The 16,085-nt window shown below is 64.7% G+C and carries 15 protein-coding genes; 3 read left to right on the plus strand and 12 right to left on the minus strand.

What is annotated here, in order from left to right; genetic code table 11:
* Window positions 1–43: 43 nt before the first annotated feature.
* Entirely contained in the window at window positions 44–361 is a 318-nt protein-coding gene (locus JI743_RS03515; RefSeq protein ID WP_201925982.1) for an EF-hand domain-containing protein, read from the minus strand.
* Between the two features lie 94 nt (window positions 362–455).
* Complete coding sequence (locus tag JI743_RS03520; RefSeq protein ID WP_201925984.1) at window positions 456–1,433, minus strand: NADPH:quinone oxidoreductase family protein; 978 nt, start codon at window positions 1,431–1,433, stop codon at window positions 456–458.
* A gap of 73 nt (window positions 1,434–1,506) precedes the next feature.
* On the opposite strand from JI743_RS03520, the gene JI743_RS03525 reads away from it, so the two are divergent.
* Entirely contained in the window at window positions 1,507–2,070 is a 564-nt protein-coding gene (locus JI743_RS03525) for a glycoside hydrolase family 108 protein (RefSeq protein ID WP_201925986.1), read from the plus strand.
* A 73-nt stretch (window positions 2,071–2,143) separates the two neighbouring features.
* Window positions 2,144–2,557: a holin family protein gene (locus tag JI743_RS03530; protein WP_201925988.1), complete on the plus strand. Its 414-nt coding sequence runs from the start codon at window positions 2,144–2,146 to the stop codon at window positions 2,555–2,557.
* Between the two features lie 118 nt (window positions 2,558–2,675).
* On the opposite strand, the gene JI743_RS03535 is transcribed toward JI743_RS03530, so the two are convergent.
* Window positions 2,676–3,545: a LysR substrate-binding domain-containing protein gene (locus tag JI743_RS03535; RefSeq protein WP_201925990.1), complete on the minus strand. Its 870-nt coding sequence runs from the start codon at window positions 3,543–3,545 to the stop codon at window positions 2,676–2,678.
* A gap of 108 nt (window positions 3,546–3,653) precedes the next feature.
* Between JI743_RS03535 and bla the strand changes: the two genes are divergently transcribed.
* On the plus strand, window positions 3,654–4,589 hold the full coding sequence (gene bla / locus JI743_RS03540) for a class A beta-lactamase (RefSeq protein WP_201925992.1): 936 nt from the start codon (window positions 3,654–3,656) through the stop codon (window positions 4,587–4,589).
* Window positions 4,590–4,596: 7 nt separating this feature from the next.
* On the opposite strand, the gene alaS is transcribed toward bla, so the two are convergent.
* The 9 genes from alaS to smpB all read right to left on the minus strand — a co-directional run bounded on the left by alaS (window position 4,597) and on the right by smpB (window position 16,085).
* Window positions 4,597–7,242, minus strand: coding sequence for an alanine--tRNA ligase (alaS, locus tag JI743_RS03545; RefSeq protein WP_201925993.1), 2,646 nt, complete (start codon window positions 7,240–7,242; stop codon window positions 4,597–4,599).
* Window positions 7,243–7,314: 72 nt separating this feature from the next.
* Window positions 7,315–7,899, minus strand: a complete 585-nt coding sequence (locus JI743_RS03550) for a hypothetical protein (RefSeq protein WP_201925995.1) — start codon at window positions 7,897–7,899, stop codon at window positions 7,315–7,317.
* Window positions 7,889–8,578, minus strand: coding sequence for a glutathione S-transferase family protein (locus tag JI743_RS03555; RefSeq protein WP_236659673.1), 690 nt, complete (start codon window positions 8,576–8,578; stop codon window positions 7,889–7,891). The genes JI743_RS03550 and JI743_RS03555 overlap by 11 nt, the downstream gene beginning before the upstream one ends.
* A gap of 234 nt (window positions 8,579–8,812) precedes the next feature.
* Window positions 8,813–9,889 carry a recombinase RecA gene (gene recA / locus JI743_RS03560; RefSeq protein WP_201925998.1) on the minus strand — a complete coding sequence of 359 codons (1,077 nt, stop codon included), beginning with the start codon at window positions 9,887–9,889 and terminating at the stop codon, window positions 8,813–8,815.
* A 121-nt stretch (window positions 9,890–10,010) separates the two neighbouring features.
* Complete coding sequence (locus JI743_RS03565; RefSeq protein ID WP_201926000.1) at window positions 10,011–10,364, minus strand: response regulator; 354 nt, start codon at window positions 10,362–10,364, stop codon at window positions 10,011–10,013.
* Window positions 10,357–12,705 (minus strand): hybrid sensor histidine kinase/response regulator, encoded by a 2,349-nt coding sequence (locus JI743_RS03570; protein WP_201927267.1) that lies wholly within the window; start codon window positions 12,703–12,705, stop codon window positions 10,357–10,359. The genes JI743_RS03565 and JI743_RS03570 overlap by 8 nt, the downstream gene beginning before the upstream one ends.
* A 122-nt stretch (window positions 12,706–12,827) precedes the next feature.
* Window positions 12,828–14,888: a M13 family metallopeptidase gene (locus tag JI743_RS03575; RefSeq protein WP_201926002.1), complete on the minus strand. Its 2,061-nt coding sequence runs from the start codon at window positions 14,886–14,888 to the stop codon at window positions 12,828–12,830.
* A gap of 100 nt (window positions 14,889–14,988) precedes the next feature.
* Complete coding sequence (locus tag JI743_RS03580) at window positions 14,989–15,603, minus strand: DUF2062 domain-containing protein (protein WP_201926004.1); 615 nt, start codon at window positions 15,601–15,603, stop codon at window positions 14,989–14,991.
* Window positions 15,600–16,085 (minus strand): SsrA-binding protein SmpB, encoded by a 486-nt coding sequence (smpB, locus tag JI743_RS03585; protein ID WP_201926005.1) that lies wholly within the window; start codon window positions 16,083–16,085, stop codon window positions 15,600–15,602. Before smpB ends, JI743_RS03580 begins: the two co-directional genes overlap by 4 nt.

Raw genomic sequence — 16,085 nt, forward strand, 5'->3', positions numbered from 1 at the left:
GGTCCGGAAATATCGGAGGGCGGCGGCGAGCCGTCGCCAGGGATCAATTCTTGGCGTCGGGCCTGCCTTCGCGCATCGCACCCCGCATCGCGCCCAGTTCGGCCTTGTCGACCGCGCCGTCACCGTTGGTGTCCGCGCGCTTCAGAAAGGCGTCGATCTTTTCGGGCGAGTTCAGCGACGGATCGCCGCGTCGTTCGGCGCGCATCGCCATCATCTTCGCAATCTCGGTCTTGTCGAGCTTGCCGTCGCCATTGACGTCGATCATCGCGAACAGCCGTTCGCCGTCGCGCGGCGCCTGAGCCTGTACCGGCGCGGTCATGGCAAATCCGACCGTGGCGGTCATCCAGATCAAAGTCTTCACGTTTTTTCCTCTCGAAGAATGCGGCATCGCCGCCAGGAAGCCCCGCCGTCCGATTGGCGCTGCTATGTCGCAAAACTATATCAGCGTCGGCCGGTTACGGTCGCAAGACGACCTTCCCCACCACCTCGCGCCGCTCCAGCATTGCAAAAGCCTCGCGCCAGTCAGCAAGGTCGAGCGAGGCATGGACATGCGGCCGAATCCGCCCCTCGGCGGCCAGCGCGTCGATCATCGCCAGATTTTCGGCCCCGCGCTCCGGAAAGCGGCGCCCATATTCGCCCGCGCGCACCCCGACGACCGAGAAGCCTTTGATCAGCGGCATATTCACCGAAACTTCGGGGATACGTCCCGACGCAAAACCGACGACGAGCAACCGACCGCCAAAGGCGATGCAGCGTGTCGATTCGTCGAACACATCGCCGCCGACCGGATCGAAGATGACATCGGCGCCCATTCCGCCAGTCATCGTCTTTACCGCATCGCGGAATCCGGGATCGGCGGCGATGACCGCTTCGGGCGCAAGGAGACGCTGGATGGCGTCGCGCTTTTCCGGGCTGCTTGCCGCCGCGATCACGCGCGCGCCGAGCGCCTTGCCCAGGTCAACCGTCGCCAGCCCGACCCCGCCCGCCGCACCGTGGACGAGCAGCCATTCGTCCGGCGCGATCCGTGCGCCGCGCACCAGCGCGACATAGGCGGTCAGATAGGCGACCGGATAGGCCGCCGCCTCGTCCCACCCGAGCCGCGCGGGTTTCGGCCGCAGCGCGCTAGCCGGGACGACGCAATATTCCGCCATCGCGCCGAAGCGGTTGCCGCCGACCACCGCATCGCCCGGCACCCAAGCTGTAACCTCCTCCCCGACCGCATCGGCCTCGCCCGAAAATTCGAGCCCCGCGATAAAGGGCAGGTCGAGTTTCAACTGATAGGCGCCGCGCGTCATCAACAGGTCGGGAAAATTGACCGCCGCCGCGCGCACGCGCACCCGCACCTCGCCCGTGCCCGGCGCGGGAACAGGCACGTCGGCGATCGCTGCCCCCTCGTGATCGGGAAGTAGCTCGCGCACCTGCAATGCCCGCATCGGTAAAAATCCTTTCCTACATTATTCCTATATGGTTCGTTTCGTCTCATCAGAGAACCGAAAGGAGCGAATCATGCCGAAAACCGACACCCTCATCTACGACATCGACGCCTTGATCGACGCCGTCATCGACCGCGAAGGCCGTTATGTAAACCACCCCGCCGACCGCGGCGGTCCGACCTGCTGGGGTATCACCGAGGCGGTGGCGCGCGCGCAGGGCTATGCGGGCGAGATGCGCACGCTGCCTCGCGCCGAGGCGGCGGCCATCTATCGCCGCATCTACTGGCTGCGTCCCGGCTATGATCGGGTCGGGCTGCGCGCGCCGAAAATCGCCGCCGAACTCTTCGATACCGGCGTCAATATGGGCACCGCGACCGCGACCGGCTTTCTCCAGCGCGCGCTCAATGCGCTCAACCGCTCGGCACGCGACTATCCCGACATCGCCGTCGACCGCGACATCGGTCCACGCACGCTTTCGGCGCTCGACGCCTTCCTCCGCGTGCGCGGCAAGGGCGGCGAGACGGTGCTGCTGCGCGCGATGGAGGCGCTGCAGGGCGAACGCTACATCGCGCTCGCCGAACGCCGCCCGAGCCAGGAGGCCTTTCTCTACGGCTGGCTCGCCAACCGCATCGGCTAGTGCTGCCAGCGCTCCCCGACATCGAATCCAGTGTGAAGTTGCAAGGATTCTGTAGCAAAAAAGGAAAACTGCCATGAGCATCATCGAGGGACTGATCGGCCCCATCGCCAAGTTGATCGACAAGATTATTCCCGACCCCGACGCTCGCGACCGCGCCAAGCTCGAGCTGATCAAACTCGAGGGCAGCCAGGAAATGGAAGCGATCCGCACGCGCATGACCGCGATCGTCGCCGAAGCGAACAGCAGCGACCCCTGGACGAGCCGCGCACGCCCCAGCTTCCTCTATGTCATGTATGCGCTGCTGCTCTGGGCGATCCCCATGGGCCTCATCGCCGCAGCGCGGCCGGAGATGGCCAAGGGTATTGCCGAAGGGATGAACGCCTATCTCGCCGGGATTCCCGAGCCGCTCTACGCGCTCTTCGGCACCGGCTACCTCGGCTACACCGCCGCACGCGCGTGGGGCAAGGCAAAGGGCGTCGAAAGCTGAGTTCCATCGTCATTGCGAGGCCGGCGGAGCCGGGCGAAGCAATCTCCAGCTATCGGCACCTCCTCTCAGCAGGAGATTGCTTCGCTGCGCTCGCAATGACGGTGGGCAAAGCGGCCGGTCATTCCCCGGCCCGCTCTACCAGCCAATCGGAAAACTCCCGCTCCGCCGCCCGCTCGGCGCGCGCGAGCGGGCGGGTGAGCCAATAGGCGCCGACATCGACCTTGGCGTCGAACGGCTGGGCCAGCCGTCCGTCGTCCAGTTCGGTGGTGAACATCGCGGGTGGGGCGAGCGCGACCCCTTCGCCGAGCAGCGCCGCCTGCACCATGATGATCGACGTATCGAACTGCGCGCCGCGCGCGGCCACGGGTTCGGCGCCCGCCGCCCTGAACCACGCCGGCCAGTCCTGCGCGCGATACGATCGCAGCAGCGGCCAGCGTGCGAGGTCGGCAGGGTGGCGCAGCGTCTCGGCTATGGACGGGGTGCAAAGCGGCGTCATCGGGGCGTCCATCACGCGCACAGCCTCGACGCTGCGCCACGCCCCGTCGCCAAAGCGGATCGACAGGTCCAGACTGTCGGTCGCAGGTTCGGGCTTGTTGTTGTTTGTGAGCAGTCGCAACTCGATATGCGGAAAGCGGCGACGGAAATCGGGAAGGTGTCGCATCAGGAAACCGACCGCGAAGGTGCCGACGACGCCCACGGTCAGCAGCTCGCGCGCCACGCCGTCGCGCACGCGATCGACCCCCTGCTCGATCGCCGCGAGCGCCTCCGCCACCGTCGGGGCGAGCATCAGCCCCTCGTCAGTGAGCGCAAGCCCGCGCGAAGTGCGGTGGAACAGCGGTTTGCCGAGCCACGCCTCGAGCGCCTTGATCTGGTGGCTCACCGCCGCCTGCGTGACGAACAATTCCTTTGCCGCCTCGGTGAAACTCCCCTGGCGCGCCGCCGCATCAAAGGCGCGCAGCAGGTTGAGCGAGATTTCGGTGACCGCCATGACGCACCTTTAGATTTTCTAATGCCTCTATTGATCTATCATCGCTTGGCTACGAGTAAAATCTGTTAAATCATACGCGCAGGACAATTCGGCATAAGGATAACTGATATGACGAGCGCATATTCGCGGCGCCGCCTGCTTTCGATGATGCCCGTGGCCGGCGTCGGCGCCTGGGCGCTGCTCGCCGGGTGCAAGGCGGACGCCGGCTCCGCCCCGAAGTCCGCCGATGCGACCGCCGACCGCCTCGCCGCGCTCGAAAAGCGCGCCGGCGGCCGCCTCGGTGTCGCCTTCCTCGACAGCGTGACGGGACGAACGGCAAGCCACCGCGGCGGTGAACGCTTCGCCATGTGTTCGACCTTCAAATGGCCGCTCTCGGCGGTCATTTTGAAGGCCGTCGAAGGCGGAAAGCTCATGCTCGACCAGCCAGTGCCTTATGGGGTGTCGGACCTGCTCGAATTCGCCCCTGTCACGCGCGCCAACGTCGCGACAGGGTCGATGACGGTCGCCGAGCTGATGGAGGCGACGATCACCACCAGCGACAATACTGCGGCAAACCTCTTGCTCGGCCTCATCGGCGGCCCGGCGGGGGCAACGCGGCAATTCCGGGCGTGGGGCGACGCGGTGACCCGGCTTGATCGTCTCGAACCGGAAATGAACGACGTTGTCGCAGGCGACGAGCGCGATACGACGTCACCGACGGCGATGGCAGGACTGCTGCGAGCGATACTGGTCGGCGACGCCCTCTCCCCGACTTCGCGCGCCTTGCTGATCGATTGGGGCGTCGCCACCGAAACGGGCTACAAGAGGCTGCGCGCGGGACTCCCGTCCGACTGGCGCTCCGGCGACAAGACCGGAACGGGCGTATCGGCAGACAGGATCAGCAAATACAACGACATCGCCATCACTTACCCCCCGAAAGGGCCGCCGATCCTCATCGCCGCCTATTATGAAAGCCCCGTCATCAGTTCGCAAAAGATGCGCGACGAGGATCAGGCCGTCCTCGCCGAGGTCGGGCGGATCGCGGCGGAGTGGGCCGCAGGCTGAGCGGCGGTCAGGCCGCCAACGCCGCCTTCACCGCCGCGACGGCGGCGTCGGCGGCGCTGCCGTCGGGGCCGCCGCCTTGCGCCATGTCCGGACGCCCGCCACCGCCCTGCCCGCCGAGCGCGGCGACGGCGGCCTTGACGAGATCGACGGCGTTGCGGCTCGCGGTCTGGTCGTCGGTGACGCCGACCGCGACCGACGCGCGTCCGTCATTGACCGCGACGAGCATCGCGACGCCGCTACCAACCGCCTTCTTTAGGTCATCGACCGCTCCGCGCAGCCCCTTGGGGTCGAGCCCGTCGACGACCTGCGCGAGGAACTTCGTCCCGCCGACCTCTTCGACTGCCGGACCGCCGCTCGCCGCGCCGCCGCCCATCGCGAGCGCCTTCTTCGCGTCGGCGAGCTCGCGCTCGGCCTTCTTGAGCGCTTCGGCAAGCTGCGCGACGCGCGCCGGCACCTCGTCGGGCGAGGTCTTGAGCGTCGCCGCCGCAGCCTTCAGCGCCTCGTCGCGGGCGCCCAGCCACTGGCGCGCGGCTTCGCCCGTCAGCGCCTCGATACGACGCACCCCCGACGAAACGGCACTTTCGCCGACGATCTTGAACAACGCGATGTCGCCCAATGCGCGAACGTGCGTCCCGCCGCACAGCTCGACCGAATAGGAATTCGCGTCGGCCTTGCCCATGCTGAGCACGCGAACCTCGTCGCCATATTTCTCGCCGAACAGCGCCAGCGCGCCCGCCGCAACCGCGTCGTCGGGAGTCATCAACCGCGTCGTCACCGTCTCGTTTGCGCGGATCTGCGCGTTCACCTCGGCCTCTATGTCTCCAATCTCTTCGGCGGTCAGCGCCTTGGGGTGCGAAAAGTCGAAACGGAAGCGATCGGCGGCGACAAGGCTGCCCTTCTGCGTCACATGCCCGCCGAGCCGGTTGCGAAGCGCGGCATGAACCAGGTGCGTCGCGCTGTGGTTCGCGCGAATGCGGTCGCGCCGCTCGGCATCGACGGTCAGGTGAACCGTGTCGCCGACCTTCAGCGTCCCGGCTTCGATCACCGTTTGGTGCGTGTGCAGACGCCCAAGCGGCTTGCCCGTGTCGCGTACCGTGGCACGCAGCCCGCCGAGCGTCGTGATCGTGCCGCTGTCGCCCATCTGCCCGCCGCTTTCGCCATAAAAGGGCGTCTGGTTGGTGAGCACGACGACCTCGTCGCCGGCCTCGACCGCCTCAACCGGCGCGCCGTCCTTGACGAGCGCAAGCACTTCGCCCTCGCCCGACGTCGAGCTGTAGCCGGTGAATTCGGTGCTGCCGTGCGTTTCTGCGATGTCGAACCAGATATCGTCCGACGCCTTTTCGCCGCTGCCCTTCCACGCCGCGCGCGCCGCCGCCTTCTGCTCGGCCATCGCCGCGTCGAAACCTGCGCGGTCGACCGCAATCCCCTGTGTACGCAGCGCGTCTTCGGTCAGGTCATATGGGAAGCCATAGGTGTCGTAGAGTTTGAACGCGACCTCGCCGGGCAATGTATCGCCCTTGCCCAACCCCGCCGTCGCCTCGTCGAGCAGCCGCAGCCCCTTGTCGAGCGTCTGGCGGAATTTGACCTCCTCGCGCTCGAGCGTTTCGGCAATCAGCGGCTGCGCGCGAACCAGCTCGGGATAGGCGGCGCCCATCTCGGCGGTAAGCGACGGCAACAGCCGGTGCATCAGCGGGTCTTTCGCGCCGAGCAGATGCGCGTGACGCATCGCGCGGCGCATGATCCGGCGCAGCACATAGCCGCGCCCCTCGTTCGACGGCAGCACGCCGTCCGCGACAAGGAAGCTTGCGGCGCGCAGATGGTCGGCGACGACCCGGTGGCTGGCTTGCGTCGAACCTTCGGCGGCGACCCCGGTCAGTTCGACCGACGCGGCGATCAGCGCCTTGAAGGTGTCGGTGTCATAATTGTCGTGGACGCCCTGCATCACCGCCGCGATGCGTTCGAGTCCCATGCCGGTGTCGATGCTCGGCCGCGGCAGATCGACCCGTTCGCCGTCCGCCAGTTGCTCATATTGCATGAACACAAGGTTCCAGATCTCGACGAAGCGGTCGCCATCCTCCTCCGGCGATCCCGGCGGACCGCCCCAGATATGCTCGCCATGGTCGTAGAATATCTCGCTGCAAGGCCCGCACGGCCCCGTGTCGCCCATCGACCAGAAATTGTCGCTCGTCGGGATACGGATGATGCGCTCTTCGGGCAGGCCCGAAATCTTGCGCCACAGGTCAAACGCCTCGTCGTCGGTGTGATAGACGGTGGCGGTCAGCTTTTCGGGTGGCAGGCCCCAGGTCTTGGTAATCAGCGTCCAGGCGTGATCGATCGCCTGTTCCTTGAAATAGTCACCGAAGGAGAAATTTCCCAGCATTTCAAAGAATGTATGATGCCGCGCGGTGAAGCCGACATTGTCGAGGTCATTGTGCTTGCCACCCGCCCGCACGCATTTCTGCGACGAGGCCGCGGTCGTGTAAGGACGCTTTTCGAGGCCCGTGAAGACATTCTTGAACGGCACCATCCCCGCGTTGACGAACATCAACGTCGGGTCGTTGTGCGGCACGAGCGGCGCCGACGGTTCGATATGGTGCCCCGCCCCCGCGAAATGGTCGAGGAACGAGCGGCGAATGTCGTTGGTCGATGTCATGCGCGCGAATTAGGGGCTTTGCCGCGCTGCGACAAGCCGCTTCATGTCGATGACGCTGATCGTCGGCGCCGCTCAGAGCGCGGTCGCGATTCCCTTGCCGAGATAGCAGGGAAGCTGGCGCAGCACGTCGGCCTTCGGCACCCCCTCCTCGATCAGTTCGGGTGGCACCTCCGACGTGTCGGTGCGCACTACGGTAAAGGCCGCGCCGGGCGACGCCCGGTGAACGACGACATAGCCGCAATCCATCGTGCCGTCCGCGCGGTCGCCCCGAAAATCGAAAGCAGCGTAGACGCCTTCTGGCTGGCCGGGCGGGTTCGCATACCAGCTCAGCCTCAGCACGCGCAGACTTCCGTCGGCCCACAGCGCGGGGCGCTTGCGCAGGTTCATTTCCCATTCGAGCCGCGGAGTCGATGCCTGCAGCGACAGGCGGAACATGGCATAGGCCGCTGCATAGTCGCGCCGCGCGAGCGCCATCGTATAGGCGGCGAAACGTTCGGCGGCGGCGGCTTCGTCGGGCGCGGTCGGCTCGAACGTGACGCCAGCGGCGACACTGACCTCGCGCTCGGTCGCAGGGCCAAGTACCGGCGTTTGCGCCTGCGCATCGCCGCCGACCAGCATCGCCGCGACGCAGAAAACGAAACGCCAATCAGAACCCATAATAGGCGCCGCCCTTTTCGCGCGCTCGCCTCCACGCGGGTCGTGCATGGCATTTTTCAACAAAGGCGGCGAGTTTTGGATAGCGCGCACCCATCCCTTGCATCACGGCAATTTCGGCCGGAAAGCTCAGCATGATGTCCGCCGCCGACAAGGCGTCACCAACGAAATGCCCGTCGTCGCTCACATGCTCTTCCATGAAGGAAAAATGCGAATCGAGCTGCTGGTTGATCCGGGGTTCGAGCGGTGCCGCAGCCTCGCCGAGCCGTGCGGTATAAATGCGCAACAGGATCGGTGTCATCACCGACCCTTCGGCAAAATGCATCCATTCAAGATGCGAGATATAGGCGTCGCTTCCACGCGCGGGGACCAGATGCGCGCCGCCGTGGCGTTCGCACAGATGCTCGACGATCGCACCCGACTCGGCGATCAGCCTTCCGCCATCGTCGAGAATCGGCGATTTACCGAGTGGATGCACTGCGAGCAGTTCGGGAGGTGCGAGATTGGTGGCCGGGTCTCGGCTATAATGCACAATCGAAAAATCGGCGCCGATTTCCTCGATCAGCCACAAAATCCGCTGCGACCGGCTGTTGTTCAAATGATGGACGATCAGGCTCACGGCATCCTCCCTCGGGCAGCGTTGCGGCACGATGCTGAAACGCCAGCCGGTTTTGACGCCCATGCGCTACAGCAAGGGTCGGGCGAAGGCCAGCGCGCCCAAACCGGCCTGGCGAGCGTTCGACGCACGAAAATACCGGCTGCCCGGCCGCCGAGCGCGGACGCGCGGCAACCGGACCAGCCGGCTCAGCGGCGGGCGGACCGACCTGCGGGAGAGGGGGAAAGCAGGTCCAAGGGGCTGAAATCCGCTGCCGCCTGACACCCGGCCCGCGCAAGGAACGGGCCGAGCGAAGGCTTGCTATTCGGCGTCGCCGTCGTCGTCGGGGCCGACCATCATCTCTTCGGCCACCGCATCGGTACGCGTACGGATCGCGCTTTCGAGACGCTGCATCAGTTCGGGGTTCTCGGTCAGGAAATTCTTCGCATTTTCGCGCCCTTGGCCGATTCGGATCGAATCATAGCTGAACCAGGCGCCCGATTTCTCGACCAGCCCCGCCTTGACGCCAAGGTCGAGTATCTCGCCAATCTTCGAAATGCCCTGTCCGTACATGATGTCGAACTCGACCTGCTTGAACGGCGGCGCGACCTTGTTCTTGACGACCTTGACGCGCGTCGTGTTGCCGACAATCTCGTCGCGATCCTTGATCTGGCCGGTGCGGCGGATGTCGAGACGGACCGAAGCATAGAATTTGAGCGCGTTGCCGCCCGTCGTCGTCTCGGGATTGCCGTACATCACGCCGATCTTCATGCGCAGCTGGTTGATGAAGATTACCATGCAGCGCGAGCGGCTGATCGAGCCGGTCAGCTTGCGCAGCGACTGCGACATGAGGCGCGCCTGCAAGCCGACATGGCTGTCGCCCATCTCGCCCTCGATTTCCGCACGCGGGACGAGCGCGGCGACCGAGTCGACGACGAGCACGTCGATCGCGTTCGAGCGTACGAGCGTATCGACGATTTCGAGCGCCTGTTCGCCGGTATCGGGCTGCGACACGATCAACTCGTCGATGTCGACGCCGAGCTTCTTGGCATATACCGGGTCGAGCGCATGCTCGGCGTCGACGAAGGCCGCTGTGCCGCCCGCCTTCTGCGCTTCGGCGATGCAGTGCAGCGCGAGCGTCGTCTTGCCCGAGCTTTCGGGGCCATAGATTTCGATTACGCGCCCGCGCGGCAGGCCGCCGACGCCGAGCGCGATGTCGAGCCCGAGCGAACCGGTCGAGATCGCCTCGACCTGCATCGCTTCCTTCGAGCCCAATTTCATCACCGAGCCCTTGCCGAACGCGCGATCGATCTGCGCGAGTGCGGCGTCGAGCGCCTTCTGCCTGTCTGTTCCGTTCACTGATTTCCCCGATTCGACGAGTGACAATTGTCCGGCCATGACCGTCCCCTTCCTCCTCTAAGGCGACGGCAGAGCCATCGCAACGCCCGAGCTTTGTGCCATATATGTTCTCATGGAACAAGGGTGGAACAAAATATTTTTCGGGTGAGGATTCAGCGGATCAGTTGCCCGAGAACGTCTCCAGCGCAGCTTCGATGTCGGCGATGCGGAAGGGCTTGGTGACCAGCAGACGGTCGGCATGCGCCGGGGGAATCACATCGCCCCCGCCGGTGGTAAAGGCGAAGGGGATATTGTGTGCCGCAAGCGCGTCGGCGATAGGCCACCCCTTTTCGTCGCCAAGATTGATATCGACGAGCGCGCCTGCGAGCGGCTCGGACGCGATCAGTGCCAGCGCCTCTTCGTTCGTCGTCGCCTGCGCAGGCTCGGACAGGCCGAGCGCCTCGAACATGTCGACCAGCATCATGCCGATCAGCACATCGTCCTCGACGAGCAGGATGCGACCCTGGTCAGGCATCGCCGGCCCGGTGCGCGGCATCGTCGAGCGTCGCCGATACCGCCTCGGCAAGCTGTGCGATCGAAAAGGGCTTTGGAAGGAAAGCGACGTCGTCGATGTTGATCGATTGGCGCAGCTGTTCCTCGGCATAGCCCGACATGAACAGCACCGGCAGCGCGGGCATCTTCGCGCGCATCGCGCGAACCATCGTCGGTCCGTCCATGTTCGGCATCATGACGTCACTAATCACAAGGTCGATTTTACCCATTTCGGCAAAGCGTTCCAGTCCCTCTTCGCCCTGCGCGGCGGTCGCAACCGTATAGCCCGCACGCACCAGCGCGCGCTCGGCGACCGCGCGCACCATATCCTCATCCTCGACGATCAGGATCGACCCCGTTCCCCATTGGCTCTTCTTGGGCTTCGCCGGCGGCGCCGCGATCGCCGGCGTATCGCCGGTCGCGCGGTGGACGGGCAGATAGATGGTAAAGCTCGTCCCTTCGCCCGGCTTGCTGTCGGCAAAGATGAACCCCGCCGATTGTTTGACGATGCCATAAACCGTCGAAAGCCCCAGCCCCGTCCCCTTGCCTACGTCTTTCGTCGTGAAAAAGGGTTCGAAAATCTTGGGCAGGACTTCGGGCGGAATGCCGGTCCCCGTGTCGCTGACCTTCAGCGCGCTATAGTCGGCAGGCGGCATGAAATCGCTCCCCAACTGGCGCACTTCGGCGGCCGATACCGGATAGGTCTCGATCGTCAGCGTGCCGCCGCCGGCCATCGCGTCGCGCGCGTTGACGCCCAAATTGATGATGACCTGTTCGAGCTGCACCGGGTCGGCACGCACCGCGCCGAGGCCGCGTCCGTGATGGACGACCAATTGCACCGTGTCGCCCATCAGCCGCTTGAGCAGGTGCGACACTTCGGAAATCACGTCGGGAAGCTGCAATATCTGCGGCCGCAACGTCTGCTGGCGCGAAAAGGCGAGCAATTGCCGCGTCAGGCTCGCGGCACGATTCGCATTGCTGCGAATGTGCTGGATATCGTCATAATCGCTGTCGCCCGGCGTATGGCGCATCAGCATCAGGTCGCAGCTCCCGAGCACGGCGGTCAGGATGTTGTTGAAATCGTGCGCAACGCCGCCCGCCAACTGACCGACCGCCTGCATCTTCGACGCCTGCGCAACCTGCGACTTGAGGCGCGATTCCTCGCTCGAGTCCTTAAGGCTCAGCAGCACCGCCGCTTCGCCAAGCCCGCGCACCCCGACGACGCGCATCGAAACCGGCTCGTCGCCCTGCCCGGCGAGGCGGATCGACAGGTCGCCGCCCACCTGCTGCCCGCTCGAGTGGCGGCGGATCATGTCGGCGAGTGGCCCCTTGTCCTCGACGACGACCAGATCGCCCGGATAGCGCGGCATCCGCCCGTCGGCGACCCCCGCGGCGCGTCCGAAGGCCTTGTTCATGTAAAGAAAGCGCCCGTCGCGATCGACCATCGCGAGGCCAAAAGGCAACAGCGACAACAAGGTCTCGACATAGGTTTGGGCGGTGCCGCGATCGGCCGGACCGATATCCTCGTCGATCAGCGCGAGCAGCATCGGACCGTGAACATCGGCCGCCGCCAGCGGCACCTGGAGCAGGCGGACCGGAGTCGCTCGGTCGCCTTCGCGCGAAAAATAGAGGCGTCCCTGATCATCGATGCGCAGCATCGTTCCCGCGTCGCGTCCGATATAATGGACCATATCGTCGGGACCGAGCGCGCGCATCAAAAACGCCTGGTTGGCGACCCGAAGCCGTCCCTCGGCGCTGACCAGCGCGGTCATGATGCCCGCATTCGCCAGCGCGCGCCCCGCGGGTCCGTCGAGGTGGCGGACGATTTCGGACACGAGATCAAGCCGTTCGACCGAGGAAAAGCGCCAGACGAGATAATCCTCGCCCTGCCCCGTCCGGCTGACCTGCGCGCGCAATTGCAGTGGCCCGATAGCGATATCCTCGGCCACGCCTTCGCCATCGCGCCAGGCAGCACGCCCCGCATCCTTGAGCAACTCGGCCCCGCGTCCTTCGAGCGGCAGACCGGGCGGCGTCACAAAGCCGCCCATCCACGTTGCGAACAGATCGTTGGCACACACCATACGGCCAGCGCGATCGGTGACGGCAATCGCGACGTCGTCGTGATGCACCGCCTGACGCAGCATCGTCCAGTCCATCGATGCCGCGACTTCGGCATCGCCCGCCGGAAATAGGCGTCGGACCAGAATCAGCGCGCCGACCGCCAACGCCAGTCCGGCGACAAAGCCCGCCGCGAGCACCGTGTCGCGTGTCGTCCAGTAAAGCAGCGCTACCGACACGAGCGCGAGGCCCGCGACCAGCGCCATATCGAGGCGCGATGGTCCTGCGGGCACCGAAAGCGGGCCGACAAAACCTGCCTCCCGACCGAAATCATCGTCAGCGGCAGGCAAGCTTTGCGCGGTCAAGAGCGAACTTTCCTATGGGCGCATCACCAGATGCGAACGCGATCCTCGGGCGCCAGATAGAGATTCTGGCCTTCCTTGATCTGGAACGCCTTATACCAGGGGTCAAGGTTGCGCGAGACCCAAGTCCGCTGGATCGACGGAGCATGGGGGTCGGTCGTAATCCGCTGCGCCAGATTCTGCTCGCGGTAGTTGCGCCGCCAGACCTGCGCCCAGCCAAGGAAGAAGCGCTGATCGCCGGTGAGACCGTCGATAACCGGAGCCTCCTTGCCGCCGAGTGACGCCTTGTATGCGTCATAGGCGACGGTCAGGCCGGCAAGGTCGCCGATATTTTCACCCAGGGTAAATTTGCCGTCGAGCTTTTCGCCCGGCAAAATCTCATAGGCATCATATTGTGCGATCAGCGCCTTTCCCGCCGCCTCAAACGCCGCGACATCTTCGGGTGTCCACCAGTCGGCGAGCTTGCCCGTCTCGTCATACTTCGCGCCTTGGTCATCGAAATGGTGGCTGATTTCGTGCCCAATGACCGCGCCGATGCCCCCATAGTTGATCGCCGGGTCGGCATGCGGATCAAAGAAGGGCGGTTGCAGGATGGCGGCAGGAAAAACGATCTCGTTCATGCCGAAATTGGCATAGGCGTTGACCGTCATCGGGGTCATGATCCACTCCCACCGACGGATCGGCCCACCAAGCCGACTGATATTGTCGTCGTGGGCGAACTGGTTGGCGCGAACCGCATTGCCGAACAGATCGTCGGCCTTGATCTCGAGCTTGCCATAATCTTTCCAGCGGTCGGGGTAGCCGATCTTGGTGGTGAAATTGGCGAGCTTTTGCTTTGCCTTCATCTTTGTCTGCGGCTGCATCCACGAAAGCCCCTCGATGCGGCGCCCCATCGCGGCGAGGATATTTTTGACGAGCTTGTCCATCTCCGCCTTCGTTTCGGGCGGGAAATATTTCGCAACATAATCCTGGCCGACCGCTTCGCCGAGATTGCCCGTGGTGAAATCGACCGCGCGCTTCCAGCGCTCCTGCATCTGCGGCGTGCCCGACAGCGCGGTGCCATAGAAGGAGAAGGCTTCCTGCGCGACCGCATCGGGCAGCACGCCCGAAAAGCCGTCTAGGCTGCGCACGATCAGCATGTCGCGGACCACCGAAATCGGCGCGTCGGCGATCAGCTTGGCTTCGCCGGTGAAAGCGCTTGGCTGCGAGACGAGCAGCGAATCCTCGCTGACCCCGATCCCGCGGATGAAGGTCGCCCAGTCGAACCCCGGCGCCGCGGCGGCCAGCTCGGCGATCGTCATCTTGTTATAGACTTTGGTCGCGTCGCTGCTGTCGTTCTTGTCCCAATGAACGGTCGCGATCTGCTTTTCGAAGTCATAGATCGCCTTGGCGCGCGCGGCGGCATTGGCCTCGCCCGCCAGCGTCAGCACATTTTCCAGATGCTGCAGATAGGCCGCCTGCAGCTTGGTATTGCGCTCGCTGTCCTTCAAATAGAAATCACGGTCGGGCATGCCGATGCCGCCCTGGAACATCGTGTAGATATAGACGTCGGGGTTCTTGTCGTCCTGACCAACATAGCCGCCAAAGAAATGCTGGACGCCGCTGCGGTCCGCTTCGGCAAGCAGTGCGGCAAGGCCGGACTTTTCGACGCTGCGAATCTTGTTGAGCCAAGGCGTAATCGGCGCGAGCCCCTTCGCTTCGACCGTCGCGCCGTCGAGATAGGAAGAATAGGCGCGGCCGATCATGCTGTCCGGGTCGCCCTTTGCGACGTCAAGAATCGCGCGCGTCCGCTCCTGCGACAGATCGGCGAGCGCGGTGAACATGCCATAGTTCGACTTGTCGGCCGGAATCTGCGTGTTCTTCGCCCAGACGCCATTGGCATAAGCGTAAAAATCGTCGCCCGGTGCGACGCTCGTGTCCATGCCCTTGGTGTCGAAACCGAAGGTGCCGAGTTCGGGCTTTGCCGCCGTCGCCCCGGCCTCTTTGCCGCTCGCATGGCCATCCTTGGCGGTCGCGCCCGTGGTCAGCAGCAATGCCCCCAGCGCCGCCGACGCGAGCAGGCGATTATATGTCGTTTTAAGGTTCATGTTTATCCCCAGTCTTCCCCAGTGATCGGACGAAGATCGCGGCCACCCTGTCGCGGCGCGATCATGCGATGGGAAATCTATAAAGGGCGGAACGTCGGGTTCAACCGACGGGCGTGTCGCTCGTCGAAGCGTCAAGTCGTTGGTCGCGCGCGCGCCGCAATTTGCGCCGCCAGCGCAGCCGGATCCAATTATCCCAGAACAGCGCCGCGAGCACATAACCGACGATCGCTGATACGACCGAAATGATGAAAAGCCCCGCGACCATCGCAGGCGCGGCGTCGGACAGGAACCAGCGCACCCATTCGCCCGCCGACGCTCCCTTTTCGACCATGATCGAAAAGGTCGCGACATTGGCGTGAAACCCGAACACCTTGTCGCCAAGCCATACCGACGCCGCGATGATGAAGGGCGTCGTCGCCGGGTTCGACAAAAAGGTCATCGCCGCGCCGATCGGGATGTTCGCCCGGAACGGCAGCGCGAGCAGCGCGACGCCGATGATCTGCACCCCCGGAATCAGGAAAAAGATGCCGATGAACAGGCCGAGGGCGGTGCCGCGCGGCACCGAGGTGCGCGTGAAACGCCACAAATGGCTGTGCGCGACGCGGTGCGCGAACGGCCGGATGAAGCGGCTCGCCAGCAATTCCTCGCGCGTCGGCGAGTTGCGGCGGATCCAGTTCATCAGCGCCGCCTTGTCGCGCGGTTTCCCGCCACTCATCCGCGTTCCTTCATCAGTCGCTGCTTGTCGCGCTTCCAGTCGCGTTCCTTGATCGACTCGCGCTTGTCGTGCGCCTTCTTGCCCTTGGCGAGCGCGAGCTCGACCTTCGCGCGGCCGCGGCTGTTGAAATAAACGCTCAGCGGGACGAGCGTCATCCCCTGCCGCATCACGCCCGCGTGCAGCTTGTTGATCTCGCGCCCGTTGAGCAGCAGTTTACGCGGCCGCCGCGGCTCGTGATTGAAGCGGTTGCCATGGCTGAACTCGGGGATATTGGCATTGATCAGCCACACTTCGCCGCCATTAACCTCGGCATAGCTTTCGGCGATCGTCCCTTCGCCGAAACGCAGCGACTTCACCTCGGTCCCTTGCAGCGCAATCCCCGCCTCGAACACCTGTTCGATGCTATAGTCGAAGCGCGCGCGCCGGTTCTCGGCGACGACCTTCTTCTTGTCGAATTCGGCTGCAGATTGGGGGCGGGCCAT

It is taken from the genome of Sphingopyxis jiangsuensis (assembly GCF_016734905.1).
Lineage (GTDB): Bacteria > Pseudomonadota > Alphaproteobacteria > Sphingomonadales > Sphingomonadaceae > Sphingopyxis > Sphingopyxis jiangsuensis.

What these genes read in the sequence shown, in the direction of transcription:
- JI743_RS03520 (WP_201925984.1), bottom strand. Translation starts at nt 1,433, where the DNA reads ATGCGGGCATTGCAGGTGCGCGAGCTACTTCCCGATCACGAGGGGGCA.
- JI743_RS03555 (WP_236659673.1), bottom strand. Translation starts at nt 8,578, where the DNA reads ATGGGCGTCAAAACCGGCTGGCGTTTCAGCATCGTGCCGCAACGCTGC.
- JI743_RS03530 (WP_201925988.1), top strand. Translation starts at nt 2,144, where the DNA reads ATGAGCATCATCGAGGGACTGATCGGCCCCATCGCCAAGTTGATCGAC.
- JI743_RS03575 (WP_201926002.1), bottom strand. Translation starts at nt 14,888, where the DNA reads ATGAACCTTAAAACGACATATAATCGCCTGCTCGCGTCGGCGGCGCTG.
- recA (WP_201925998.1), bottom strand. Translation starts at nt 9,889, where the DNA reads ATGGCCGGACAATTGTCACTCGTCGAATCGGGGAAATCAGTGAACGGA.
- alaS (WP_201925993.1), bottom strand. Translation starts at nt 7,242, where the DNA reads ATGACATCGACCAACGACATTCGCCGCTCGTTCCTCGACCATTTCGCG.
- JI743_RS03525 (WP_201925986.1), top strand. Translation starts at nt 1,507, where the DNA reads ATGCCGAAAACCGACACCCTCATCTACGACATCGACGCCTTGATCGAC.
- bla (WP_201925992.1), top strand. Translation starts at nt 3,654, where the DNA reads ATGACGAGCGCATATTCGCGGCGCCGCCTGCTTTCGATGATGCCCGTG.
- JI743_RS03550 (WP_201925995.1), bottom strand. Translation starts at nt 7,899, where the DNA reads ATGGGTTCTGATTGGCGTTTCGTTTTCTGCGTCGCGGCGATGCTGGTC.
- JI743_RS03535 (WP_201925990.1), bottom strand. Translation starts at nt 3,545, where the DNA reads ATGGCGGTCACCGAAATCTCGCTCAACCTGCTGCGCGCCTTTGATGCG.
- JI743_RS03570 (WP_201927267.1), bottom strand. Translation starts at nt 12,705, where the DNA reads ATGGCGCTGGTCGCGGGCCTCGCGCTCGTGTCGGTAGCGCTGCTTTAC.
- JI743_RS03580 (WP_201926004.1), bottom strand. Translation starts at nt 15,603, where the DNA reads ATGAGTGGCGGGAAACCGCGCGACAAGGCGGCGCTGATGAACTGGATC.
- smpB (WP_201926005.1), bottom strand. Translation starts at nt 16,085, where the DNA reads ATGGCCCGCCCCCAATCTGCAGCCGAATTCGACAAGAAGAAGGTCGTC.
- JI743_RS03565 (WP_201926000.1), bottom strand. Translation starts at nt 10,364, where the DNA reads ATGCCTGACCAGGGTCGCATCCTGCTCGTCGAGGACGATGTGCTGATC.